The sequence below is a fragment of the Yoonia litorea genome, assembly GCF_900114675.1.
Taxonomy (GTDB): Bacteria; Pseudomonadota; Alphaproteobacteria; order Rhodobacterales; family Rhodobacteraceae; genus Yoonia; species Yoonia litorea.
The window spans coordinates 887,883-911,847 of record NZ_FOZM01000001.1 but is presented as its reverse complement, the minus strand read 5'-3'; the positions used below and the strand labels follow the sequence as shown (position 1 = coordinate 911,847).

Here is a 23,965-nt window from a genome sequence, read left to right as displayed (position 1 = left end):
AGGGGTCTTCCGCCCACAGGTGAGTTTCAGGACATCCCGAAATCTAGCCCATCCAACATACTGAAAAACAACGCAAAAGTCAAAGGCCCGCCGGTTCTCACCGTGCGGGCCTTTCACAGACTGTTTACGTTTTCGTCTCAGCCGTCGTCGTTTTGCTGGGCCTCAATCTCGCGCCAGCGCGCCACGTTGCGGTTGTGATCTTCAAGATTGGTCGCAAACGCATGGCCACCTGTGCCATCAGCCACAAAGAAGATGTAGTCCGTGGTGTCAGGATTAACCGCAGCCTCAATGGCCGCCTGTCCCGGGTTCGCAATTGGTGTCGGTGGCAAACCCTCGATCACATATGTATTCCAAGGGGTTGCAGCGCGAAGCTCACTTTGCCGTAAGCCGCGCCCCAGAACGCCCTCACCTTCGGTGATGCCATAGATCACCGTGGGGTCGGTTTGCAGGCGCATGCCGCGGTTCAAACGGTTCACAAAGACACTGGCGACCTGACGGCGCTCTTCCGGAACGCTGGTTTCCTTTTCAATGATGGATGCCAGAATCAGCGCTTCTTCTGGTGTCTCAATCGGCAGATCATCGGCCCGGTTCTGCCAGGCGGCATCAAGGATCTCTTCCTGCACCTCGGCCATCCGTCTCAGCACGGATGACACTGTGTCCCCGACCTCAACGTCATAATCGCGCGGGGCCAACGACCCTTCTGGCGGCGCATCACGCACGTCAGCCTGCAGAATATCAAGCTGACCCAAGGCATTGGCGATTTGCCAACTTGTAGCACCTTCGGCAATCACCAGACGGAACGACGCCGTGCCCTCCTCTTTCAAGGCAACATATTCTGACGGCGCGTCTTCCTCATTGATGATGAACGATGCAATTTCCTCAAAGCGGTTGGTCGCCGGATCCAGTTCACGCACATCGACAATCGTGCGATTGATACCGACGCGGTAAATCACTTCTGCCCCGCAGGTGCTGCGACCACCGCGGGTCACGATATCGACGATCTCCTGCATCGATGCCGCTTCCGGCACGCGGTAACGGCCGAATTTCAGCTCTGAGGATTTTTCTTCGTAATCTGCGCCGACTTCAAAGATAAAGGTCGACCCGATCGCCCCCTGATCCATCAGATCATTGGCCACACCGGACATGCTGCCACCCATCGGAACCTCAAGGCAGATCGCCTCCGCCAAAGGTCCCGGCGCGCGATACTCACGCGAGCCCCACGCAATCAGCCCACCCAGAAGGAAAAGGCCAAGCGTCAGTAATGTCAGTGCATTCGCCGCGATATGCCGCCACATCAGGTGACTTTCCCGAAGATCACACTGGCGTTCGTCCCGCCAAAGCCGAAGGAGTTGGAAAGTGCGATATTGATCTCGGCAGGACGCTTTTCATTGGCGCAAAGATCAACCGCAGTCTCAACGGCTGGCTTATCAAGGTTGATCGTCGGTGGCGCGACCTGATCGCGGATCGCAAGGATCGAGAAGATCGCCTCAATCGCACCAGCGGCCCCCAGAAGATGCCCTGTTGCCGATTTGGTCGAAGACATCTTCAACTTTGAGGCCGCATCCCCAACCAGACGCTCGACCGCACCCAGTTCGATGGTGTCAGCCATGGTCGATGTGCCATGGGCGTTCACGTAATTGATCTGATCCGGCGTAATCTTTGCGTTCCGGCAAGCGTTCCGCATCGCGCGCTCTGCGCCTTCATGGTCTGGCGGCGGCGCAGTGATGTGGTGTGCATCGCCACTCAACCCATAGCCCAACACTTCGGCATAAATCTTCGCACCACGCGCCTTGGCGTGCTCGTATTCCTCAAGAACGACAATGCCAGCACCCTCACCCATAACGAAACCATCGCGGTCTTCGTCCCATGGACGGCTGGCAATTGAGGGATTGTCGTTGTGTTGTGTGCTGAGCGCCTTGCATGCGTTAAAGCCCGCAATGCCAAGCTCGCAGATCGCGGCTTCTGCTCCGCCTGCGATCATCACATCCGCATCACCATACTGGATCAGACGCGACGCATCGCCGATTGCATGCGCGCCGGTGGAACAGGCTGTAACGACCGAGTGGTTCGGCCCTTTAAACCCGTATCTGATCGACACCTGACCCGAAATCAGGTTGATCAACGCCCCCGGAACAAAGAACGGCGACACGCGGCGCGGGCCCTTCTCGGCCATCATCACGGCTGTATTGGAAATCGAGTTCAGACCGCCGATGCCGGACCCGATCAGGACGCCGGTGCGCTCAAGCGCTTCGGTTTCCTCGGGCTGCCAGCCTGCATCCTCGATCGCCTGCTGTGCTGCGGCCATACCAAAAAGGATGAATGTATCGACTTTGCGCCGCTCCTTGGCGTCCATATATTTGTCGGCGTTGAATGTGCCGTCAGTGCCATCTCCCAAAGGCACTTCGCAGGCATATTGTGTGGTCAGTTTGCTGGCATCGAAGCCGGCGATCGGACCAGCCCCGGACTGGCCGTCCAGTATCCGCGACCAGCTTTCCTCAACACCGTCAGCAAGAGGCGTGACCAGCCCCAATCCCGTTACAACCACACGCCGCATATCCAGCCCTCACCTCTTGGCAAATTTGACGCACTGATAGCCCAGCCAGACCACAAGGGGCAAGAGCGGCCAACCATTGTCCCCGCAACTCGGCAAGAGTTTTCACCTCGCGTTAAGCGCGTGGGCCTAAATGTCAGCCGACATGCAAGGCAACGTTCTGATGTGGCAAAAATTCTTGATCGGTCTCTTTGGCCTCAGCCTTGTTTGGGCCGCCCCCAAGGCAGTGGCAGATTGTGCGATCATCGACCAGCTCGACAAGCTGCACACAATCCAGACAAGGCTTGCTGCAAACCCTGACACAGGCCTCTTTGCGACCGACATCCGGCAGTTGCGCGCGATGACGCACCGTTTGACCCCCAGCGAGGTTCAGACAGCAGTCGGCGGATCAACGCTTGCCGGGCGCGGCGCGGATGTCAGGCGCTTTCTGGCGCAAACACGCACGATGCTGACAGGCGTCAGCCTTGATGATCCCAACAGCGTCAGGCGCTACTTCGACAGTGCGGCACGGCGCACCCTTGGCAAGATGGAAACACATCTGCGGGACTTGCGCTGCACTGACGCGCAAATCAGCATTGATAGCGCCGCACGCACCGCCGCAAGGTCCACATCACAGCACACCACCAACACGGACGAAGAGGACATGGCAGAAGTGGCCGAGAACCTGCGCAACATCGGCGCAGAGGTGATCGCGCCCCGCAATATCCTGATCCTTATCGCCGTTATCGCCGCAGTCGCCTTGGGCACCCCCCTGGTCAGACGCTGGCTTGTGCTCAGGCGCAGGCGGGCCAAACGCCACAACACCTATTACGGGACCACCTACCGCGATGAGAAGAGCACCTTTGAGGGGCGCATTCTCGACATCAATTGCTTCGGGGCAAAGCTTGAACGGGCAAAGGACCACATGCTGAACGTCGGCGACAGCATCGAGATCACGATAGATGACCAGTGGACCGCATCACAGGTTGTCTGGAGCAATCAACACTACAGCGGTCTGCAATTCAGTCGCGCGATCGGACTGGTTGAGGTGTCCGCCATCATTGCTGCAAGTGTCACAAGCCGCAAAAGAAAAACGGCGCCCTGAAGGATCAGGACGCCGTTTTGAAACCGGTCGCGGGTCGCTTACTTCGCGCCCTCGATAAACTTTACGGCATCGCCGAAAGTCTGGATTGTCTCTGCTGCATCGTCAGGAATTTCGATGCCGAATTCTTCTTCAAAAGCCATGACCAGCTCAACGGTGTCGAGGCTGTCTGCGCCCAGATCGTCAATAAAGGACGCAGATTCCGTCACTTTGTCTTCTTCAACACCAAGATGCTCTACAACGATCTTGCGTACGCGGTCTGCTACGTCGCTCATATCAAATCCTCATATCTTTCTGGGCTGACGCCCGTTGTTCCCTGGGCTTGCGCCCAACGTTTCTTCACAAACTGCGAAGTGACGTAAGGTCACGAAGCGCTATTTGCAAATCTGCGAGGCCTATAGCAGAGATTCTTTCATAGGCAAACGCTTTCAGCCATCCCAGTTCAGATGCGTCACAACATGGCCATACCGCCGTTGACGTGCAAGGTCGTGCCAGTGGTGTAGCCCGCTTCGGGGCTTGCGAGATACAGAACTGCCGCCGCAATCTCTTCTGCGTCACCCATCCGGCCCGCAGGCACCTGTCCCAGAATTCCGGCTTTCTGATCGTCGGTCAGCTTGTCGGTCATGGCCGTTGTGATGAAACCCGGCGCCACGCAATTGACGGTGATGCCACGGCTTGCCACTTCGTAGGCGATGGATTTGGACATGCCGACCATTCCCGCTTTCGAGGCCGCATAATTCGCCTGTCCGGGATTGCCTGTCGCCCCCACGACCGAAGAGATATTCACGATGCGGCCCCAGCGTGACTTCATCATGCCGCGGATCACACCTTTGCACAGCCGCATTGTTGAGGTCAGGTTGACCTCCAGAACGCTGGCCCATTCTTCATCGGACATCCGCATGAAGATGTTGTCGCGGGTGATGCCGGCATTGTTGACCAGAATGTCCACAGAGCCCATCGCCTCCGCAGCCTGCTTTGGCAGCGCATTGACAGCATCAGCGTCTGAAAGGTTGCAAGGCAGCACATGGGCCCGCTCGCCAAGGTTTGCCGCAAGCTCCTCAAGTGGTGCCACCCGCGTGCCGGACAAAGCGACTGTTGCGCCAGCATCGTAGAGGGCTTTCGCGATTGCGCCGCCGATCCCGCCAGAGGCACCAGTGATCAAGGCATTTTTTCCATTCAGATCAAACATTTCAAAACCCTTCTTTATTTATTTCAACGCCGCGACAGCCGCCGCAACATCGTCAGGCGACCCGACAGCTTGTGTCGCGATGCCACGATCAATCCGCTTGATCATTCCCGACAGCGCCTTACCGGCACCGATTTCGTAAACCTCTGTCACGCCCTGTGCTGCCATCCACATCACGCTTTCGCGCCAGCGCACTGACCCTGTGACCTGATCGACCAGAAGCGCACGGATTTGCGCAGGCTCGGTCACAGCTTCCGCCACAACGTTGGCCACCACAGGCACCGCAGGTGCGTTGATTGTCACTTCAGACAACGCTTCGGCCATGACTGCGGCGGCAGGCGCCATCAGCGCGCAATGGAACGGTGCCGAAACCGGCAGCAACAAAGCGCGCTTTGCGCCCTTTTCCTTGGCGATATCAACGGCCCTTTCGACTGCTACGCGACTGCCAGAGACTACAACCTGTGCGGGATCGTTGTCATTCGCAGCCTGACAGATCCCTTCAGAGGCCGCCTCTGCGGCGACATCCTGAACTGTGGCGAAGTCCAGCCCAAGGATGGCGGCCATCGCGCCTTCGCCGACGGGCACGGCGTCTTGCATCGCGCGACCGCGTGTCCGCAGCAGGCGCGCGGTATCTGTCACCGTCAGGGCACCTGACGCCGCAAGCGCCGAATACTCGCCCAGTGAATGGCCCGCCACGTATGACGCGGCATCAATGCTGACGCCTTCTGCTTCCAAGGCGCGCATCGCCGCCATCGAAGTCGCCATGAGCGCCGGTTGCGCGTTGGCCGTCAGCGTCAATTCTTCGATCTCGCCTTCCCAGATCAGTTTTGACAGAGGTTCGCCAAGGGCTTCATCAACTTCGTCGAAGACTTCCTTTGCAGCCGGATATGCATCGGCCAGCGCCTTGCCCATGCCGATGGTCTGGGCACCCTGCCCCGGAAAAACAAACGCACGCATGTGCAGCCCCTCTCTTGTTCCCGATTTTTCCCAAAGGCTTACCTTGCTGCGCCTGACGACACAAGCAATCCCATCACCGCCCTCTGGCGCACAGTATCAAAGCGCAGATGCACAATTCTTCCTCTGTGAAGGCGTTTCTGTGCGCGCTACATCAGGAGATAGACAGATCGGAGAACCCCATGACCACCTACGGCACCGTAACCAAGGTCTTTCACTGGCTGACCGCCTTATTGATCCTGACCGTGATCCCTCTTGGCGCGATTGCAAACCGCCTGCCCTATGAAACCAACGCTGAATTGGCTTTCAAAGCGCAGATGTTCTCGCTCCACAAAACGCTGGGCGTTATCGTCTTTGTGGTCGCGCTGGCGCGGATCCTCTGGGCGCTGACACAGAAAAAGCCCAGCGGGCTGCATCCTGAACGCAAGCTGGAAACCTTCCTTGCCGATCTGATGCATTGGACGCTCTATATCTCGCTGGTCGCGGTGCCACTGACGGGGTGGATCCATCACGCAGCGACCACGGGCTTTGCGCCGATCTGGTTGCCAATCAGTCAGGACCTCCCGCTTGTGCCAAAAGATGAGGGCGTCGCTAAACTCTTTGCCGGGCTGCACTGGGCATGGAGCAAGATCATGGTCGGCGCGATCTTGCTGCATCTTGCCGGTGCTCTCAAACATCACCTTGTCGACAAAGACGCGACACTCAAGCGGATGTGGTTCGGCGCAAAAACCGGAGAAACGGCGGTCCACCGCAGTTCCTTGACGGCGCCTCTAGCAGCTATCGGTATCTATCTGGTTGTGACAGTCGCCGGGGCGGCGGCAGGTCTCTACACGGCGAAGCCGACCGTCGAGCGCGTCGCACTGGCCGCAGTCTCGTCAGACTGGGCCGTGCAGGATGGTGAGATCGCGCTGACGATCACGCAATTCAACGCCCCAGTGACAGGACGCTTCGAGGATTGGACCGCTGCGATTCGGTTTGATGAAACCGCGACGGACGACATCGGTGAGGTTACGACGACAATCGCCATCGGCTCACTGACCCTTGGCTCGGTCACCAACCAGGCGCTTGAGACGGATTTCTTCGATGCGGCACGCTTTCCAACGGCGACGTTTACAGCCGAGATTGTCAGAGGCGAAACAGGCTATGTGGCCGACGGGACACTGACAATCAAAGAAGCCTCTGTCCCTGTGGTGCTGCCATTCGATCTGACAATCAACGGCGATATCGCGACGATGCAGGGGGCTGTCAGCCTTGACCGGCGTGACTTCCAGATCGGCAACAGCATGAATGACGAAACGAACCTCGCCTTCGGTGTCGACGTCGCAATTACGTTGACGGCAAGCCGGGCCGAGTAACCGCGCCCCGTTCACCCAAACGAAAAAGGCCGCATCAGATGATGCGGCCTTTTTTGGTTTTTTGGTTTTATTGCGGCTTAGCCAGCCTGCATTGCTTCGATCGAGATCACGATATCGACTTCGTCGCTGACAAATGGTGCAAATGCGCCAACTTCAAAGTCTGAACGCAGAATCGATGTTGTCGCATCAAAACCTGCCCAAGGCTTACCTTCCATCGGATGATCACCAACCTGGTTCAGTTTGGCGTCGAGAGTGACCGGTTGGGTGATGCCGTTCAGTGTCAGATCGCCGGTGATCAGGGCTGTGTCTTCACCGGTGACTTCGATTGCGGTTGAAGTGAATGTCACCATCTCGTCGTCAGCGGCGTCAAAGAAATCGCCGGACATGAAATGCTCAAAGCGGGCTTCCCAGCCTGTCAGCATAGAGCGGACCGGGAAAGAAACAGACACGCTGGAGGCTGCAGGGTCTTCCTGGTTGAAGTCGATCGTGCCTTCGAAACCGGAGAACATACCGTAGGTGGTCGAGTAGCCGAGGTGGTCGTATGAAAAGACGATCTGGCTGTGGCTGGAATCCAGCACGTAGCTTTGCGATGTTGCGAAAGCAGGTGCGGCAAAGGTGGCTGCGGCAATCGCCGTCGTTGCAATAAGGTTCTTCATTGGGGGTCTCCATCAGAGTAACATGTGCGTCTCTGTTAGATAGCCCCTGTAGAGCGCGCGCAATTCAGCACGGATGAACAGAGTCTGTTCGATTTCCGATAGATTGCAATCTGTCATTCGCGGCCGGACGGCTTGCGCTTGGTGTCTGCGGGCGGAACACGTCGCACGCCAGCCGTTCGCGCAGGAACGATAGTTGGTGTCGGCTTCCTTCAAACTGCGCCAAGGCTTCCCACTCACCATCTTGCTGTCGCAGATACAGGGCCGCCAGGTCTGCCTCGGCCCCGTGATCAAGCCGCACACCATCAATTTCAGCGAATGGCATCCGCTTCAGGACCGTCGGCGCGCCAACAATATTGGGTACGACCTCACGCATCTCATCATCATCAAGATCGACGTAAATGTAGGCGCGCCTCCCGCGGGTGGCATACCAAAGAAGCAGCAGAGCCGTCGCAAAAACTGCAACGATAAAGCCAAGGTGCAACGCATTCACCACCGGTGTCCGACCGGTGAACGCCGGCATCATACCAACAAATACAGAAGCGAGAAGAAGCCCCGCCACGAACACCCACACTCTTTGCGTGGCTGTGAAACGCCCGCGCGACAATCCAGGAGAATTCAGGATATACCCCGACTCTTGTTCATCCAAAGTCAGAGGTGGTCGGCTCAATTGGGCATCGCCAAACGTGGCGGGACCGATCTTTTTCTTCATAAAATCACTCGTCACAATCACAAAAACACTCACACACATCACCCGAAAAAAAGGCGGGTCACTCGTCAATGAAGCTGACAATAGGACGTGATCTGCAACGCAAGGTGAACGGCCCCGAAAACGATGCGGGGCCGGAACCAGTGATCATGCTGTCACGTGTTTGTTGAGGTGGAGCGTACAATCAGCCGCAACAGGCCAAAAAACTGGGCACTGAGCGGCTGCGAGATTCGGGTTTCGCTACGCGGCTGCGCTATCAGCACTGGGCCGGCGCGATTTTTTGGCAATTCTTGCGACCGGTCTTGTCATATCGACAGGGCCCATCAAGTCGCGTGCAAGCTGCGCGCGAAGCGGCGTGAGTTCTTCGACAGTGCCTTCAGCGACCAGCACCATGCTGCCGCGATAACCGACCACAAGCTGGGCAGGCGATCGTCCGGCGCTGGCCTCGACAAAGACGCCACCGATGTCGTCAAAGGCGAAACGGTCCAGAAGTGTCGGTTTGCCAACTCTGTTGCCGATCACTTCAGTCATTTCACGGCTTTCAAGATTGATGTGGACCTCCGTTTGGCTACCACGGCTGGCAAACCACAAAAGGTAAGCCGCCCCAGCACCAAAGAGCCCAGCAGCACCAAGACGCATCGGCCCCGCCTCATCAGCAACGAAAAGACCCGGCAACAGCAAAAGGCCAAGACCAGCAGTCACAAAGCAGACGCCAAAGAAAAACGCGAGGATCTGCCCGATCAGAACATCCATTGGCGCGGTATGTCCGGCACGGATCACATAGCCCCAGTCTTTGGCATCCACCGACAATTTGGTGCCGCGCAGGTTTTGGCGGTAGGTGGACAGGGCCAAGGTATCGATATCGGACATCATATTCTCCCGTTTCTCACCTCATGATTGAAAGCCAATGAGGGCGAGAAAGAGGCGTGGTCTGGGCAGGGTTGCGGAACCGTTTCCCAAACGCGAAAAAAACTGTTTCCGAACTGACAGGTCTTGCACCTTAAGCAGCACTCTGTATAAGGCCGCATCCTTGCTGCAAGACGTTATGAACTGCGCAGACTCTCGTGGATGGGCCGCAGCAAGTTAACCGCCCCTCCTTTGAAATGCGCCGATATAGAACTGGAGTTAGCATGCCGCTTTATGAGCATGTCATGATTGCGCGTCAGGATCTGTCCAACACGCAAGCTGAAGGCCTTATCGAACATTTCGGAACCGTCCTCGCCGACAACGGCGGCAAGCTCGTCTCGAACGAGTATTGGGGCGTGAAGACAATGGCCTACAAGATCAACAAGAACCGCAAGGGCCACTACGCCCTGCTGCGCACCGACGCCCCTGCCCCTGCTGTGCAGGAAATGGAACGTCTGATGCGCCTGCATGACGACGTCATGCGTGTTCTGACCATCAAGGTCGACGAGCACGAAGAAGGCCCATCGGTGCAGATGCAAAAGCGCGAAGAACGTGGCGACCGCCGCGAGCGCCGCTAATTGTTGATCAGATAAGGAATAGACATCATGGCAACCAAACCATTTTTCCGCCGTCGTAAGTCCGATCCGTTTGAAGGCGAAAACGCCCCTAAGATCGACTACAAAGACACCCGCACACTGCAGCGCTACATCTCAGAGCGTGGCAAGATCGTGCCTGCCCGTATCACCGCTGTTGGCGCAAAGAACCAGCGTGCCCTCGCCCGTGCGATCAAGCGCGCGCGTTTCCTGGCACTGCTGCCTTACGCCGTAAAATAAGGATAACATCCCATGGATATCATTCTCCTTGAGCGCGTCGCAAAGCTGGGCCAGATGGGTGAAGTCGTCTCCGTAAAGGAAGGCTATGCACGCAACTACCTGCTGCCACAAGGCAAGGCACTGCGCGCCAACGAAGCCAACCTCGCTCGCTTTGAGGCTGAAAAAGCCCAGATGGAAGCGCGCAACCTCGAAACCAAGAAAGAAGCACAGGCACTGGCCGAAAAGCTGGACGGTCAGAAGTTCATCGTGATCCGTTCCGCCTCCGACGGTGGTGCGCTTTACGGGTCCGTCACAACACGTGACGCAGCCGATGCTGCTACCGAAGCCGGTTTCTCGGTCGACAAAAAGCAGGTGGTGCTGAAGGGCGCCATCAAAGAACTCGGTCTGCATGAAGTCGATGTCATCCTGCACCCCGAAGTCGAAGCCACAATCACGCTGAACGTTGCCCGTTCCGCTGAAGAGGCCGAGCTGCAGGAAGCAGGCAAGTCCATCGCTGAACTGGCCGCCGAAGAAGAAGCCGCTGCTGAATTTGAAATTCAGGAACTCTTCGATGACATCGGTGCCGCTGCATCCGATGACGAAGAGTTGGCTGAAACTGCCGGCGTCGAAACAGAGGAAGAGGACAAAAGCGACGACAACTAAGCGTCGCGTCACCTCACAAATTCCGAAAAGGCCGCCGTTTCTGGCGGCCTTTTTTCTTTGTTGCTTCAATAATTCTTAGGAATACTCATTCAAACGTCTCCTCACAATGAACGGAGGTGACGATGAAACATATTATGGCTGCTGCGTTGGCTTTCTTTGCAGGGACAGCCCATGCAGATGATTTCAACGCAGCAATGCAGGACTACCTGGAAACCGAGATGCGGGCCTGGATGAACGATCCGGTGCTTGTTTCAGCCATAAAGGATCAGAACGCGGTCACAGCCGGATATGATCAGGCTGAAATCGATACGCTTGACGAAACGTGGCGCGCCTATGCAGGCATGGATGACGCCCCGATTATCACGGCTGTCATCGACAATCCTGCTGCTGCATTTCTACGCGAACGGGTTTCCGCCTCGGGCGGCGTCATGACCGAAGCCTTCGTGATGGATGCCAAGGGGCTGAACGTTGCCGCCTCCGAACCAACGTCGGACTACTGGCAAGGGGATGAGGCGAAATTCACCCAAACTTATCCTATCGGCCCTGATGCAACCCACCTGGGCGATGTAGAATTGGACGCATCCACGCAAGAGGTGCAGGGCCAGATTTCGGTCACCATCACTGATCCCACGACAGGACAGGCTGTTGGTGCCCTGACAGTAGGCGTCAGCCTGACGGAACTGACGATGGCCGCAGGCTAATTGCACGCCAAGGGCAGAGCTTTCTCGACACAGGCACACTGATACCTGACACCAGTGAAGTGGCTGAATAATCCACGTTGGTTTTGCGTGATGTGGCACCAAATGAATGACCCGCCAAACATCCGCCGGCGGGTCATCAGAGCTTGTCATTAGCCTCGAAGGCGTGTGCCAAATGCGTCAGCGGTCGAAAGTTTCCAACTGTAGCTGCGCATTGCAGAAGTCGCGATCATATGTGCCAATCCAGATATCAATGCGCCCGTCAATCGGCCGCGTCAGCACGATCCGCGGGTCAAGATTGCCGTTGTCATCATCGTCATAATACCAGTTGGCGGAAGCTGTATTGATCAAAAGCGCAGCGTCACATTCGCTGACCACGCTCAAGACGAGTTGGTAGCGTGACATGCCAGAGAGCTGGAACGAAAAATCAGGTGCCGCAGGAAAATACCCTGCCCCCGTGTCAGTGCCGGGGCGGATGCTGGGGCAATCCCAGATGTAATGGTTGCCACCGGCAACGACATCGAACCCGCGCTTTTGATAAAGCTGCTGACCACTTGCCTGATAGGCCGCTTGCGGCGAAAGGTTGAAATCAGGGCAGGCAACCGCCGCAGTGGTCATTGCGAATAAAGCCGCGATCGCGACCAAAATGGATTTGAACATATCGTTTTCCTTCACTGTCGTGTCGGAAGCTTAGCAGGCAATCCCAAAAACAGGATGGGCAAACTGTGACGAATTCGCGGTGATTTCGGCGCAACCCGCGCGCCAGCAGCAAAAAAGGCGCCGCAAAGGGCGCCTTTTTCAATTCTCATTTCGTAGACCGAGGTCGTCTTATTCTTCTTCGAGTTTCTCAACGGCCTTTTGCAGATCGTCCTTGCTGACCTCTTTTTCCTTCACAGAGGCTTGCTCGAAGATGTGATCGACAACCTTATCTTCGAAAAGTGGCGCTTGAAGCTGCTGACGGAACTGTGCGTTCTGCTGCACGAATTCAAAGAACTGGCGTTCCTGACCCGGATACTGACGCGCCTGATTCATGATGGCTTGCGTCATTTCCTGATCGGTGACTTTTACGTCGGCCTTCTGGCCGATGTCTGCCAACAGCAGACCCAGCTTCACACGACGCTCGGCCAGCTTGATGTGCTCTTTGGTTGGCTCGATCTTTTCGTGATCGTGGCCCTGCACATCAGGGTTTTCCTCATGCCACAGTTGGTGGGCGATCTGACCGGCCTCGGCGTCGACAAGCGACTGAGGCAGATCGAACTTCACCTTCTTGTCCAGCGCATCCAACAGGGCACGCTTGGCAACGGCACGCGATGCGCCGGTGTATTCTGCCTCAAGACGATCTGTGATTTGTGCCTTCAGCGCATCAAGGTCTTCGGCACCGAACTTCGTCGCCAGCTCGTCGTCGATCTTTGGCTTCTTCGGACCCTTCACTTCTTTGATGGTGCAGGTAAAGACAGCTGTTTTTCCGGCGAGGTTCTCCGCCTGATAATCCTCAGGGAAAGTGACCTCGACGTCTTTTTCCTGACCGGCTTTGACCTTCAGCAGACCGTCTTCGAAACCGGGGATGAAAGAGTTGGACCCCAGCACCAGCGGGTAATCCTCGGCCGATCCGCCTTCAAAGGCTTCGCCGTCGATCTTGCCGACGAAATCCATCACGACCTGATCGCCATCTTTGGCTTGGGTTTTCTTTGGTTCGTAAGTGACCGCCTGTGGGCTTTCAGCCAGATTGTCGAGCGCTTCCTTGACAGCCTCGTCGTCGGCCTTCACGACCATGCGCTCAAGCTTGATCTTGGAGAAATCGACTTCCTCGATCTCTGGCAGCTTCTCGTAAGAGACCTCGACGTTGACGTCGTCGCCTTCTTTCCAGTCCTCGTTGGTCATCTTCATCTGTGGCTGTGCCGCAGGCCGATCACCGGTTTCCTCAAGGTGTGAAGTCAGCGCGCCGTCGATGGCTTCCTGCATCGATTCACCAAGCAGACGCTGGCCAAACTGCTTGCGGAGCAGTGCCATTGGCACTTTGCCCTTGCGGAAACCCTTCATTTCGATTGTGGGCTGCGCTTCTTTCAGCTTTTCCTCAACCTTTGCATCCAGTTCGGCGGCCGTCACTGTGATCGCGTATTCGCGCTTGAGGCCTTCGTTCAGGGTCTCGGTGACCTGCATGTGCTGTCCTTCTTTTCAACTATGGTGCGGGTGGAGGGACTTGAACCCCCACGCCTTGCGGCGCCAGAACCTAAATCTGGTGCGTCTACCAATTTCGCCACACCCGCATGATCAAAAGGGGCAGGTTTTTGGGCCTGCCCCAGAGTTGCGCGGTGTCTAGCAAAGGTCAAAGCGGGATGCGAGAGGAAAATCGCGTCAAGAAGCGATGTTTTGCAGGACGTTCGGCAGTTCTTCTGGCAGGTCCTCGGCAATGAGGCCGGGACCGAATGAAACTGCGGATTCGGTGTGCAGCCATGCGCCGGTTTGCGCGGCGTCCCATGGGGTCACGCCGCGGGCCATCAACCCTGCGATCAACCCCGCCAGCACATCGCCGGAACCGGCAGTCGCCAACCAGGGCGCTGCCCGATGATAGGCTGATGCGTTGACACAGCACGTGCCAGTTGGGTCAGCGATGACTGTATCTGCGCCTTTGAACACGACAACGCACCCCACATCCGCCGCCGCCATACGCACGATTTCCGTTTTGTTTCGGTCCGGTGTGCTGTCCATTGCATCGGCCAAATCGGGAAAGAGCCGCGCAAATTCCCCTGCATGTGGCGTCAGGACACATTTGCCATGCAGTGCCCCGCGTAAATCGGCATCCTTGGAAAGCAGTGTCAGAGCGTCCGCGTCGATGACTGCTGCACGTCCGCTTTTCAGCAAAGCGTGCAGCTTGTCAGCGCGATCTTCTGACAATCCAAAACCGGGACCCACACAAAGTGCATTGATCCGACTATCGTCAAGGATCGCATCCAGAGCGCCGACATCGCCCACAGCCTGCAGCATGATGGCATTTAGTTGTGCCGCATTCTCGATCATGGCGGCTGGCGGACATCCGATCGTGACGGCCCCTGCCCCGACCCGCAAGGCCGCCCTTGCGGCCAGCCTCGCAGCACCCCCGCGTCCGACGCCACCAGACAAGACCAGGGCATGGCCGTGACTATACTTGTGACCTTGTTGCTTTCGCAGGTCAGATGGCACAGCTTCGCTGACCACCTGATCATGCTTGAACGGCGCAATGCCTCGCGCGGCAAGGCCAATGTCGGCCACCGCCAAGGCGCCGCATTGGGTCGGCCCATCGGCAAGAAGATGCCCCAACTTCGGGCGGTGGAAGGTGACTGTCAGATGGGCCGCTGGCAGACTTCTTTCGCTCAACACCACACCACGGTCAGCGCAGAGACCGCTTGGAACATCCACGGCCACGCGCGGACAGTTGGCCGTGGCCATAAGGACGTTTTCGACCACGTCTGGCAGATGACGGGTCAGGCCGGTGCCGAAAAGCGCATCAACGACCAAAGTCTGCTTAATCCAGCGGTCTGATGTGCAGTCCGAAAGTGGTCTGACGTCACCAATTTCCAGCCAGTGCTCATAATTGGTGCGGGCATCGCCCCGCAGGGCCTCAGGATCGCCAAGCAAGAACACCTCAACTGCCCAGCCCGCGCGGTGCAACAGTCTGCCGATCACAAAGCCGTCGCCGCCGTTATTGCCAGGGCCGCAAAGCACGACCGCCGATGCACCCGTTTCCACAGTTTGCCCGAAAAACCGAGGCAGCTTGCCATGAAGCGACAGCGGACCGTCTCGGCCATCGCGCCACGCCAAAATGGCCGCGACAACACCACTTCCTGCGGCTTCCATCATTTCCAAACCACTGACATGACCTGTGGCGATTGCATCGGCTTCAATGGCGCGCATTTGGGCAGACGTCAGCAATTCAGTCATCTTTTCAGCAACTCCACTTTCCAAACCGCACTATCAGCGGGCAGATTGCACAAAAATTAGGCAACACCCTTCGTTTCCATCTGACCCTCCATGCTGAAAATCCGCCACGAATTGTTCCTTCGCAAGAGAAATGATCTGACCTACCTCGAATAGGGAAAGGGAGTCGCGGGCCGATGAAGAAAATCGAAGCGATCATCAAGCCGTTCAAACTTGATGAAGTCAAAGAGGCACTGCAAGAGGTTGGCGTTCAGGGCCTCTCTGTGGTGGAGGTCAAAGGTTTTGGGCGCCAGAAGGGCCACACCGAACTTTATCGCGGCGCTGAATACGTCGTCGACTTCCTGCCGAAGGTGAAGATCGAGGTCGTTCTTGCAGATGATCAGGTGGACAGCGCCATTGAAGCCATCATCGGCGCGGCAAAGACTGACAAGATTGGTGACGGCAAGATCTTTGTGTCGTCAATCGAACAGGCCATCCGTATCCGGACCGGCGAAGCCGGCGACGACGCACTCTAAACAAATTCAACCAACATCCTGCGGCACAGCCGATGTGCAGCGGGCGAAACAAACCCACGGACAGAAAGGTAATACCTGATGGACAACAAAGACGTTCTGAAACTGATCAAGGACGAGGAAGCCGACTACGTCGACATCCGCTTCACTGACCCACGCGGCAAGCTGCAGCACGTGACAGTGGTCGCCGATCTGGTGGATGAAGACTTCCTTGAAGAAGGCTTCATGTTTGACGGTTCCTCTATCGCCGGCTGGAAGTCCATCGACCAGTCCGACATGAAGCTGATGCCACAGGCATCGACCGCTTATGTCGACCCCTTCTACGCAGAAAAGACAGTTTGCATTAACTGTAACATCGTCGAACCTGACACGATGGAAGCCTACGAGCGTGACCCACGTTCAACCGCCGTCAAAGCCGAAGAGTATCTGAAGTCTTCCGGTATCGGTGATGCGGCCTATTTCGGCCCTGAAGCTGAATTCTTCGTCTTTGATGATGTGCGCTTCAACATTTCGATGAACAAGGTGTCCTACGAAGTCGACGCCATCGACGGCGCATGGAACACAGACACCGAATACGAAATGGGCAACACAGGCCATCGTCCGGGCGTCAAAGGTGGTTACTTCCCAGTCAACCCGATCGACGACGGTCAGGAAATGCGCTCCGAAATGCTGTCCACCATGAAGCGGATGGGCATGAAGGTCGACAAGCACCACCACGAGGTTGCCTCCTGCCAGCACGAGCTTGGTCTGATCTTTGGATCACTGACACATCAGGCAGACGAGCTGCAGAAGTACAAGTACGTTATCCACAACGTGGCACAGGCCTACGGCAAGTCGGCAACCTTCATGCCAAAGCCGATCGCAGGCGATAACGGCACAGGTATGCACGTGAACATGTCGATCTGGAAAGACGGCAAGCCGCTCTTTGCAGGTGACAAATACGCTGATCTGTCTCAGGAAGCGCTCTACTTCATCGGTGGTATCCTGAAGCACGCCAAAGCGCTGAACGCGATCACCAACCCATCGACAAACAGCTACAAGCGTCTGATCCCTGGCTTCGAAGCCCCTGTTCTGCGCGCTTATTCTGCGCGTAACCGTTCGGGTTGTGTCCGTATTCCTTGGGCCGAAAGCCCGAAGGCCAAGCGTGTTGAAGCGCGCTTCCCAGATCCGGCAGCAAACCCATACCTCTGCTTTGCAGCCCTGCTGATGGCTGGCCTTGACGGTATCAAGAACAAGATCGACCCAGGTCCGTCCTCCGACAAAGACCTTTACGATCTGCCACCAGAAGAGCTGGCATCGATCCCAACAGTCTGTGGTTCGCTGCGCGAAGCGCTGGAAGCGTTGGAAGCCGATCACGAGTTCCTGCTGGCCGGCGACGTCTTCACCAAAGACCAGCTTGAAGGCTACATGGAACTGAAGTGGGAAGAGGTTTACGCCTACGAGCACACACCTCACCCAATGGAATACAAGCTGTACTACAGCTGCTAATTCCGCGCAGTGATGTGATAGAGAGCCCTGCAGGAGAGATCCTGCAGGGCTTTTCTTGTGGAGCAGATCATCTTTAACAGACGGCCAAGTCGTGATGCTCGCTGGAAACGATTTGATGAACGCGCGACGCTCGACAGCCAAGAAGCCTAAACGCGCGACAACCGGTTGTTTTCCGCAAGCCCTGTGGCTACTCCTGTGCGCAAACCACAAGTGAGCGGTAAACGTGGCAATCCTGACCAAGGCCTATGTGAAAGACGGCGCGATTGCGCATCGACGCCTCTACTTTGCGCATATCCCCAAAACTGCCGGGTCCAGCCTCTATCTGGCCTTCCTGCGCGACGGCTGGATGATCGAGAACGTCCGTTTAGGCAACCAGGCCGAAGGCGACCGTGCCGTGATCAACGAATTCGGAATCAAGAAATTCCAGCAATACGGCACGACCGGCAACTTGCGCCGCATGGTGCGCAGCATTCAGCACGCGCCATACGATATCTGGCATCAGTGGGGACCATTTGAGCAAAGCTTTGCAATTGTGCGCCATCCGGTCGACCGATACGTCTCAGCGTTGAAATATCATCATCGCCACGGCAATACCGGGGGCGCTGACCTTGACGATTCAAGACGGCGCGTCATCAACGCAGTCCGACGCGGGTCATGGTCGCGCAAGCGGCGTTTCGACGGGCATTTTGCGCCGCAGGTTCAGTTTGTCGGCCCCGAAACGAATCTCTACCGCTTTGAAGAGGATTTTGCCCAGCAGATTTCGGATGATTTCGGATTTGCCGATGGGACGTTTCCATCGGTCAATGAGGCTCCTCCGGAGGCAATTACGCTGACGCAAGAAGAATTGGATCTGATCCGTGCAGTTTATGCCGAAGATTTCGAGACATTCGGGTATACGCCGCCCGAGTAGATGAAACACCAGATGTCAGTAGCACCTTAAGGGGTGGCAAGATTGAGAGATTCAAGAGTGAAACCGCCTTGCAGGCTCGCCGCGCTTTCCTTTTGCAATAAGCCATCGTAGTTGAACCGCAATCAGGTAGGACGTCGAAAATCCAAGCCCTTTACACCGCCACCGTCCCGGGACCCCAAGCAAGCGCACATGGCTATTCTCACACGAAACGAAGTTCTGGACGGCAAATTGCGCAAGCGACGCATCTATTTCGCGCACATCCCCAAAAGCGCCGGTTCAAGCCTTTACATCGCGTTTCTGGATGCAGACTGGCAAATTCAAAACGTTAGGCTGATGCCAAAAGCAGGTCTCGGGCCGAAGGTTTTCAAGCGATTTTCGATCTCCGAATTCCAGATCATCGGTGATGCGTCAAAACTGGGGCGTCGCTCAATCCAACATGCGCCCTATTCCGTCTGGCAGCACTGGGGTCCGTTTGAGGAAAGTTTTGCAATCGTCCGAAACCCAAGAACGCGCTATTTGTCCGCGCTGAGGTACCAGTATTTCGGGCGCACCCGTGGCAAAATTGAATTCGAGGTTTTTCGCGCAAACACGCTTGCTCTGCTCAAACGTGGTGTCCACGCACGACGCAGGCACTTTGATGGTCACTTTGCACCCCAATCCGACTTTGTCGGTCCGGACACCCATATTTTCAAACTTGAAGACGGTTTCACCGCAAGTCTTGCCGAACGATACGGGATAGACGCGACCCGTTTTCCGCGTGTGAACAAGGCCAGAGATTTTGAAATCACGCTCACGACCGAAGAGTTGGATTTTATCGGTCGCGCCTATGCTCAGGACATGACACGTTTCGGCTACGGGTCATAATCAGGCAACCGATCCGTTCTGCCCCTTCACTTTCAAAGCCAAGCAAGTCCCGCAAGCGATGCGGCTCTTCCCAAATACCGGAACGTTTCCGCCATATTCTGCGCCTTGCATGTCGATTCCGGACAATATTCCACACCTTCGACGCTTCCATACTTTCTTCAGGCGACCGGAGGCGCGCAGCATGAATACCCACTACCGCGACACCCGCAAGATAGACCCCAGCCGTGGTGACTTGCTTGCCGACGGGACACCAAACAATCAGGACAGGGTTGAGATCGGCCCGACGCAACTTGCCTTTTCGGAGTGGCAGGCCGCCGGACTGACCTTGCCGCATTTACCGTCCATGCGCGCATACCGCCTTGCGCGTCTGCGTGATGCTGTCAACACGCGAGACTATGGCGGCATTCTGATGTTTGACCCGCTCAACATCCGCTATGCCACCGACAGCACCAACATGCAGTTGTGGAACACCCATAACCCCTTCCGCGCCTGTCTGGTCTGTGCGGATGGCTATATGGTTGTCTGGGACTACAAAAACGCGATGTTCCTATCAAAGTTCAACCCGCTTGTCGTCGAACAGCGGTCCGGGGCTGATCTCTTTTACTTTGACCGTGGCGATGGGTTGAATGCTGCAGCAAGAACCTTTGCAGCTGAGGTCCGCGATCTAATCGCAGAGCACGGTGGTGGCAATATGCGTCTTGGCGTGGACAAACCGATGCTTCACGGACTGCGCGCGCTTGAGGCAATCGGTTTTGAGGTTTTTCCTGGCGAAGAATTGACGGAGAAGGCACGCAGCATCAAAGGTCCGGATGAAATTCTTGCCATGCGCTGTGCAAGCCACGCTTGTGAGGTTGCCTGCTACGAGATGGAGAAAGCGGCCCGCACAGGGGTGCCACAGGGCAATATGTCAGAGGATGACATATGGGCCGTGTTGCATGCCGAAAACATCAAGCGCGGCGGCGAATGGATCGAAACGCGCCTTCTGACCTCTGGCCCGCGCACAAACCCGTGGTTTCAGGAATGCGGCGGGCGGATTGTCCAAAACAACGAAATCGTGGCCTTCGACACCGATCTGATCGGTGCCTATGGCATCTGCGTCGATATCAGCCGCACATGGTGGGTCGGGGACCGCAAGCCACGGCCTGACATGATCGAAGCGATGCAGATCGGCGTAGACCATATCCAGACCAACATGGAGATGCTCAAAACCGGTGTGAATATCCAGGATCTGAGCCGCAACACGCATGTCCTCCCCGAAAAATATCAGAAACTGAAGTATGGTTGTCTCATGCACGGCGTGGGGCTGTGTGATGAATGGCCCCTTGTCGCCTATCCTGACCAGATGGTCGAAGGCGCGTTCGATTATGAGTTACAGGCCGGCATGACCTTATGCGTTGAGGCGCTTATCAGCCCCGAGGACGGCGACTTTTCTATCAAGCTGGAGGATCAGGTCCTGATCACCGAAGATGGATTTGAGAACCTGACGAAATACCCGTTTGATCCTGCGCTAATGGGTGAATGAACAGTTTCGCTTGGGGTCAGACCGTCCCCGAAGCTCGCACGATTGGCTCTCATCAAGCGCAGGATCTGAGGAGTTCGCCGTGTGGTAACATCTCTCACCTTGCCGCGACTGCCTGCATTAAACATTGTGTGACGTCCGGCAGCGGCCCATGTCTTGGCCAGTACCACGCAAGACAACACAGAAAGGTCACGCCATGCCGACCGAAAAGCTTACATTCACCGGCCACGCGGGAGACCAACTGGCGGCTCGCCTCGATATGCCGAATGGTCCGCATCTGGCGACGGCGCTTTTTGCGCATTGCTTTACATGCTCAAAGGATCTGACGGCGGCGCGGCGGATTGCGGCGAGACTGGCGGCGATGGGCATCGCTGTGCTTCGGTTTGATTTCACTGGTCTGGGGCACTCAGAAGGTGAGTTTGAGAACACTAGCTTTACGTCAAACGTGACCGATCTTGTGCATGCAGCACAGGCACTCACGTCGCGCGGGATGGGCCCTGCCTTGATGATCGGCCATTCGCTTGGTGGGGCCGCGGTCTTGAAAGCCGCAAGCCAGATTGAAAGCATCAAGGCCGTTGTGACCATCGGCGCACCCTTTGATCCCAGCCACGTGACCCACAACTTTGCCACGGCAATCCCTGAAATCGTGGATCAAGGCGTTGCTGAAGTCACATTGGGTGGGCGGCCATTCCGGATCGGGAAAGGCTTTGTTGAGGATGTCAGCAACGCATCGCTCAAAGAGGCCGTTGCCAATCTGCGTGCCGCACTTCTGGTCCTGCACGCACCGCGCGACGCGACTGTGGGTATTGAGAACGCGTCAGATATCTTTCTTGCCGCCAAACATCCCAAGAGCTTTGTGACACTGGATGACGCGGATCACCTGATCACCAATCCGGCAGATGCGGAGTATGCAGCCGACGTCATCGCGGCCTGGTCGAAACGGTATCTGAGTTTGCCAGACCCCGAGAAAACCACAGAAGTTCCCGAAGGCGTCTTGCGTGTGACAGAGGCGGACGAGAATGGATTTCTGCAAGATGTGCAGTCTGGTCCTCATCACGTATTGGCAGATGAGCCCGCGAAGTTCGGAGGCACCAACAAGGGGCTGACCCCTTATGGTTTCGTCGCTGCTGGACTTGGGGCGTGCACATCAATGACCATCAGAATGTATGCACGCCGTAAAGGCTGGCCCCTGTCGGGGGTGAGCGTGGACATCACGCACGCCAAAGAACATGCCGCTGATGCAGGCGATCCCGGTGCGAAGGTTGACCACTTCGAAAGGACGATTCACCTGCAAGGTGGCCTGTCAGATGAACAACGTGAACGGCTTCTCGAAATCGCGGATAAATGCCCTGTTCACAAGACGTTAGAGAGGTCTTCGACGGTTGCGACTGTGCTGGCCTCGGACCGTTAGCGGAACCATTTTCCCCAACTATACGTTACTCCTTCAGATCGCGGCGCCAAGCGTCGCCTTAATGAAAGGAGTTTACTATGTTGGGTTGGGCAATCACCTTCCTCGTAATCGCACTTATCGCAGCAGTCCTGGGCTTTGGCGGCATCGCTGGCGCATCTGCTGGTATCGCGCAAATTCTGTTCTTCGTATTCCTCGTCCTGTTCGTGATCTCGTTGATCGCACGCGGCGCACGAAGCGCGAAGTAACGCAATAAAAAAAGGCGCTGCGGATTGCAGCGCCTTTTTTCTTTTCAAGGTGTTCAGCGCTTACTTGCGCGCGTCACCAATCATTTTCCAAACAGCAGGCAGAAGCAGCGCGGCAAGTCCCAGCTTCAGGGCGTCACCGATGAGGAATGGTGTCAGACCCCACTGCAAAATCGGCTGGTCCCATCCGTAAAGGACACCCAGCCACGCCAGACCCGGGATGTAGATCAGTGCATTGCCGGCCAGCATCGCCAGCGCCATTTTGCCCATAGAGCGATCCCATCCAGCGCGTGCCAGAAAACCAAGCGCCAGCGTTGCAAGGACATACCCCACCAGATAGCCACCTGTGTCACCCATCATGTAGGTCAGGCCGTAAGCTTCTGCAGATGATCCTGCGAAGACGTCAAAACCAAGCGCCCCGATGATCATATAGCCAAGAATAGTTGTCAGACCCAGTGTCGGGCCATAAGCCGCGCCAATTGTGAGGACTGCGAACGTTCCCATCGTGATGGGCACTGGCCACATCGGAATTTTGATCTTGGCAGCGATTGCCAGAACCATGATCCCCAAAGCCACCATTGCAACTTGCTTGATGCGCAGCGCGGTGCCTTCGGAGGGGCCAAAGGCCTCAGTCAAAACTTTATCATTCATTGCAAGGGCCATAGATGCCTCCCCTTTTCGTCGACTACATTGAGAGCTTTCTGCCCGATGCCGCGACGCGGCGCAAGCGCGTTGGCGCTATCAAGCGCGGCGATAGCGCGTCACGGACCGATAATCCTTGCGCGGACCTTTGACAGACCAGAGGACCTCCCAGTCGGGAAAGCTGCCGAACAGATAGGTCCCGTGGTACATATCCTCGCCACACAGATGCGGGGTTGCTTGCACCGTTTCGGCAATGGCAAAACTGTGAAACGGGGCACCATCATCATAGGCGACCAGCACCTCGCCGTCTGTAAACGTCCAAAGATAGCGACGTTCCGCCGTCAATGGTGCGCCACCGGCAAAGCGCAATGTGCCGGCCTCTGCGTAATGCACACACCCGTTTTCTTGAACAAAGCGCGCCCTGCCCTCAAGCGTCCCTGTTTGCTTGAGGCGAAAATCGGAAATCTCGCGCGATATCTGCCAGTCCCCGAGAAAGTCTTCCGCTGTTAGCATCATTCGGCAAACGCCCCGTCAGTCGTGCTGCCGTCAGAAGCGATGAACCGCAATTGCGTCCCGTCTGTCGCCATGTCGTAGAAGTCCCAACCGTCCGAAGGTGGCCACTGGCTGCAGTACTGATCACCGCGTACCGCCCAGTACCCCCAACTTTCACGTCCTGCATCGTAAAGCGTGCGCCCTGACGCGTAGAAGCGTTGTGTCGCAGCACTGTAAATCAAGGTCCGGTCAGTCAGAGCCCGTGTGATTTCTGCCCCCGACATGACCCTCCATCCGTCAGCCTGTGCTGGGACTGCAAGCATCAATACTGCGATCAGGACGCGGGTCACGTGTTCTCTCCCTTGAGGCTTTGTGCCAGCCCCCTTATGACGCGAGGCGAAA

At 56.6% G+C, this 23,965-nt stretch carries 27 protein-coding genes and 1 tRNA gene; 13 read left to right on the top strand and 15 right to left on the bottom strand.

Annotated elements, in window-relative coordinates:
* Positions 1 to 137: 137 nt before the first annotated feature.
* Both mltG and fabF read right to left on the bottom strand, forming a co-directional pair.
* Positions 138 to 1,295, bottom strand: coding sequence for an endolytic transglycosylase MltG (mltG, locus tag BM316_RS04800; RefSeq protein ID WP_090204632.1), 1,158 nt, complete (start codon positions 1,293 to 1,295; stop codon positions 138 to 140).
* Complete coding sequence (fabF, locus tag BM316_RS04795) at positions 1,295 to 2,554, bottom strand: beta-ketoacyl-ACP synthase II (protein WP_090204629.1); 1,260 nt, start codon at positions 2,552 to 2,554, stop codon at positions 1,295 to 1,297. The genes mltG and fabF overlap by 1 nt, the downstream gene beginning before the upstream one ends.
* Positions 2,555 to 2,684: 130 nt before the next feature.
* On the opposite strand from fabF, the gene BM316_RS04790 reads away from it, so the two are divergent.
* Entirely contained in the window at positions 2,685 to 3,635 is a 951-nt protein-coding gene (locus BM316_RS04790) for a PilZ domain-containing protein (RefSeq protein WP_090204626.1), read from the top strand.
* A gap of 38 nt (positions 3,636 to 3,673) precedes the next feature.
* Here the strand turns inward: BM316_RS04790 and BM316_RS04785 are convergent, their stop codons facing one another.
* The 3 genes from BM316_RS04785 to fabD all read right to left on the bottom strand — a co-directional run bounded on the left by BM316_RS04785 (position 3,674) and on the right by fabD (position 5,775).
* Complete coding sequence (locus tag BM316_RS04785; RefSeq protein ID WP_090204624.1) at positions 3,674 to 3,907, bottom strand: acyl carrier protein; 234 nt, start codon at positions 3,905 to 3,907, stop codon at positions 3,674 to 3,676.
* A gap of 176 nt (positions 3,908 to 4,083) precedes the next feature.
* Complete coding sequence (gene fabG / locus BM316_RS04780) at positions 4,084 to 4,821, bottom strand: 3-oxoacyl-[acyl-carrier-protein] reductase (RefSeq protein WP_090204621.1); 738 nt, start codon at positions 4,819 to 4,821, stop codon at positions 4,084 to 4,086.
* Between the two features lie 18 nt (positions 4,822 to 4,839).
* Positions 4,840 to 5,775 (bottom strand): ACP S-malonyltransferase, encoded by a 936-nt coding sequence (gene fabD / locus BM316_RS04775; protein ID WP_090204619.1) that lies wholly within the window; start codon positions 5,773 to 5,775, stop codon positions 4,840 to 4,842.
* 179 nt (positions 5,776 to 5,954) lie between these two features.
* Here fabD and BM316_RS04770 point away from each other — a divergent pair, with 179 nt between their 5' ends.
* On the top strand, positions 5,955 to 7,127 hold the full coding sequence (locus BM316_RS04770) for a cytochrome b/b6 domain-containing protein (RefSeq protein ID WP_090204616.1): 1,173 nt from the start codon (positions 5,955 to 5,957) through the stop codon (positions 7,125 to 7,127).
* 77 nt (positions 7,128 to 7,204) lie between these two features.
* On the opposite strand, the gene BM316_RS04765 is transcribed toward BM316_RS04770, so the two are convergent.
* From BM316_RS04765 to BM316_RS04755, 3 genes are all read right to left on the bottom strand, one after another.
* A complete protein-coding gene (locus BM316_RS04765) occupies positions 7,205 to 7,783 on the bottom strand; it encodes a YceI family protein (protein ID WP_090204613.1) in 579 nt (192 codons plus the stop codon).
* 64 nt (positions 7,784 to 7,847) lie between these two features.
* Positions 7,848 to 8,492: a hypothetical protein gene (locus tag BM316_RS04760; protein ID WP_131802541.1), complete on the bottom strand. Its 645-nt coding sequence runs from the start codon at positions 8,490 to 8,492 to the stop codon at positions 7,848 to 7,850.
* 237 nt (positions 8,493 to 8,729) lie between these two features.
* Complete coding sequence (locus BM316_RS04755; RefSeq protein ID WP_131802540.1) at positions 8,730 to 9,359, bottom strand: hypothetical protein; 630 nt, start codon at positions 9,357 to 9,359, stop codon at positions 8,730 to 8,732.
* A gap of 260 nt (positions 9,360 to 9,619) precedes the next feature.
* Between BM316_RS04755 and rpsF the strand changes: the two genes are divergently transcribed.
* The 4 genes from rpsF (at position 9,620) to BM316_RS04735 (ending at position 11,571) form a co-directional block, all read left to right on the top strand.
* The gene (rpsF, locus tag BM316_RS04750; protein ID WP_090204606.1) at positions 9,620 to 9,973 is read left to right on the top strand and encodes a 30S ribosomal protein S6; all 354 of its coding nucleotides are present in this window, start codon (positions 9,620 to 9,622) and stop codon (positions 9,971 to 9,973) included.
* A gap of 27 nt (positions 9,974 to 10,000) precedes the next feature.
* Positions 10,001 to 10,228 (top strand): 30S ribosomal protein S18, encoded by a 228-nt coding sequence (rpsR, locus tag BM316_RS04745; protein ID WP_090204603.1) that lies wholly within the window; start codon positions 10,001 to 10,003, stop codon positions 10,226 to 10,228.
* Positions 10,229 to 10,240: 12 nt separating this feature from the next.
* Positions 10,241 to 10,870 (top strand): 50S ribosomal protein L9, encoded by a 630-nt coding sequence (gene rplI, locus BM316_RS04740; protein ID WP_090204600.1) that lies wholly within the window; start codon positions 10,241 to 10,243, stop codon positions 10,868 to 10,870.
* A gap of 122 nt (positions 10,871 to 10,992) precedes the next feature.
* Entirely contained in the window at positions 10,993 to 11,571 is a 579-nt protein-coding gene (locus BM316_RS04735; RefSeq protein ID WP_090204597.1) for a hypothetical protein, read from the top strand.
* A gap of 177 nt (positions 11,572 to 11,748) precedes the next feature.
* On the opposite strand, the gene BM316_RS04730 is transcribed toward BM316_RS04735, so the two are convergent.
* The 4 genes from BM316_RS04730 to BM316_RS04715 all read right to left on the bottom strand — a co-directional run bounded on the left by BM316_RS04730 (position 11,749) and on the right by BM316_RS04715 (position 15,486).
* Positions 11,749 to 12,228 (bottom strand): hypothetical protein, encoded by a 480-nt coding sequence (locus BM316_RS04730; protein ID WP_165606539.1) that lies wholly within the window; start codon positions 12,226 to 12,228, stop codon positions 11,749 to 11,751.
* 168 nt (positions 12,229 to 12,396) lie between these two features.
* Entirely contained in the window at positions 12,397 to 13,728 is a 1,332-nt protein-coding gene (gene tig / locus BM316_RS04725) for a trigger factor (RefSeq protein WP_090204594.1), read from the bottom strand.
* A gap of 22 nt (positions 13,729 to 13,750) precedes the next feature.
* Positions 13,751 to 13,835 (bottom strand) — tRNA-Leu (locus BM316_RS04720).
* Positions 13,836 to 13,923: 88 nt separating this feature from the next.
* Positions 13,924 to 15,486 (bottom strand): NAD(P)H-hydrate dehydratase, encoded by a 1,563-nt coding sequence (locus tag BM316_RS04715; RefSeq protein WP_090207554.1) that lies wholly within the window; start codon positions 15,484 to 15,486, stop codon positions 13,924 to 13,926.
* Between the two features lie 173 nt (positions 15,487 to 15,659).
* Here BM316_RS04715 and BM316_RS04710 point away from each other — a divergent pair, with 173 nt between their 5' ends.
* The 7 genes from BM316_RS04710 (at position 15,660) to BM316_RS04675 (ending at position 22,432) form a co-directional block, all read left to right on the top strand.
* Positions 15,660 to 15,998, top strand: coding sequence for a P-II family nitrogen regulator (locus tag BM316_RS04710; protein ID WP_090204591.1), 339 nt, complete (start codon positions 15,660 to 15,662; stop codon positions 15,996 to 15,998).
* Positions 15,999 to 16,076: 78 nt separating this feature from the next.
* Positions 16,077 to 17,483 carry a type I glutamate--ammonia ligase gene (gene glnA, locus BM316_RS04705; RefSeq protein WP_090204588.1) on the top strand — a complete coding sequence of 469 codons (1,407 nt, stop codon included), beginning with the start codon at positions 16,077 to 16,079 and terminating at the stop codon, positions 17,481 to 17,483.
* Positions 17,484 to 17,706: 223 nt separating this feature from the next.
* Positions 17,707 to 18,393, top strand: a complete 687-nt coding sequence (locus tag BM316_RS04700; protein WP_090204585.1) for a sulfotransferase family 2 domain-containing protein — start codon at positions 17,707 to 17,709, stop codon at positions 18,391 to 18,393.
* 189 nt (positions 18,394 to 18,582) lie between these two features.
* Positions 18,583 to 19,257 carry a sulfotransferase family protein gene (locus BM316_RS04695; RefSeq protein WP_090204583.1) on the top strand — a complete coding sequence of 225 codons (675 nt, stop codon included), beginning with the start codon at positions 18,583 to 18,585 and terminating at the stop codon, positions 19,255 to 19,257.
* 181 nt (positions 19,258 to 19,438) lie between these two features.
* Positions 19,439 to 20,779: a dimethylsulfonioproprionate lyase DddP gene (gene dddP / locus BM316_RS04685; protein WP_090204578.1), complete on the top strand. Its 1,341-nt coding sequence runs from the start codon at positions 19,439 to 19,441 to the stop codon at positions 20,777 to 20,779.
* A 193-nt stretch (positions 20,780 to 20,972) separates the two neighbouring features.
* The gene (locus BM316_RS04680) at positions 20,973 to 22,187 is read left to right on the top strand and encodes a bifunctional alpha/beta hydrolase/OsmC family protein (RefSeq protein WP_090207551.1); all 1,215 of its coding nucleotides are present in this window, start codon (positions 20,973 to 20,975) and stop codon (positions 22,185 to 22,187) included.
* 77 nt (positions 22,188 to 22,264) lie between these two features.
* Positions 22,265 to 22,432: a DUF1328 domain-containing protein gene (locus tag BM316_RS04675; protein WP_090204575.1), complete on the top strand. Its 168-nt coding sequence runs from the start codon at positions 22,265 to 22,267 to the stop codon at positions 22,430 to 22,432.
* A gap of 60 nt (positions 22,433 to 22,492) precedes the next feature.
* Here the strand turns inward: BM316_RS04675 and BM316_RS04670 are convergent, their stop codons facing one another.
* The 3 genes from BM316_RS04670 to BM316_RS04660 all read right to left on the bottom strand — a co-directional run bounded on the left by BM316_RS04670 (position 22,493) and on the right by BM316_RS04660 (position 23,913).
* Positions 22,493 to 23,092, bottom strand: coding sequence for a biotin transporter BioY (locus BM316_RS04670; protein ID WP_090204573.1), 600 nt, complete (start codon positions 23,090 to 23,092; stop codon positions 22,493 to 22,495).
* Between the two features lie 78 nt (positions 23,093 to 23,170).
* The gene (locus BM316_RS04665; protein ID WP_090204570.1) at positions 23,171 to 23,587 is read right to left on the bottom strand and encodes a DUF6314 family protein; all 417 of its coding nucleotides are present in this window, start codon (positions 23,585 to 23,587) and stop codon (positions 23,171 to 23,173) included.
* Positions 23,584 to 23,913: a hypothetical protein gene (locus BM316_RS04660; protein WP_242649753.1), complete on the bottom strand. Its 330-nt coding sequence runs from the start codon at positions 23,911 to 23,913 to the stop codon at positions 23,584 to 23,586. Before BM316_RS04660 ends, BM316_RS04665 begins: the two co-directional genes overlap by 4 nt.
* Positions 23,914 to 23,965 lie beyond the last annotated feature (52 nt).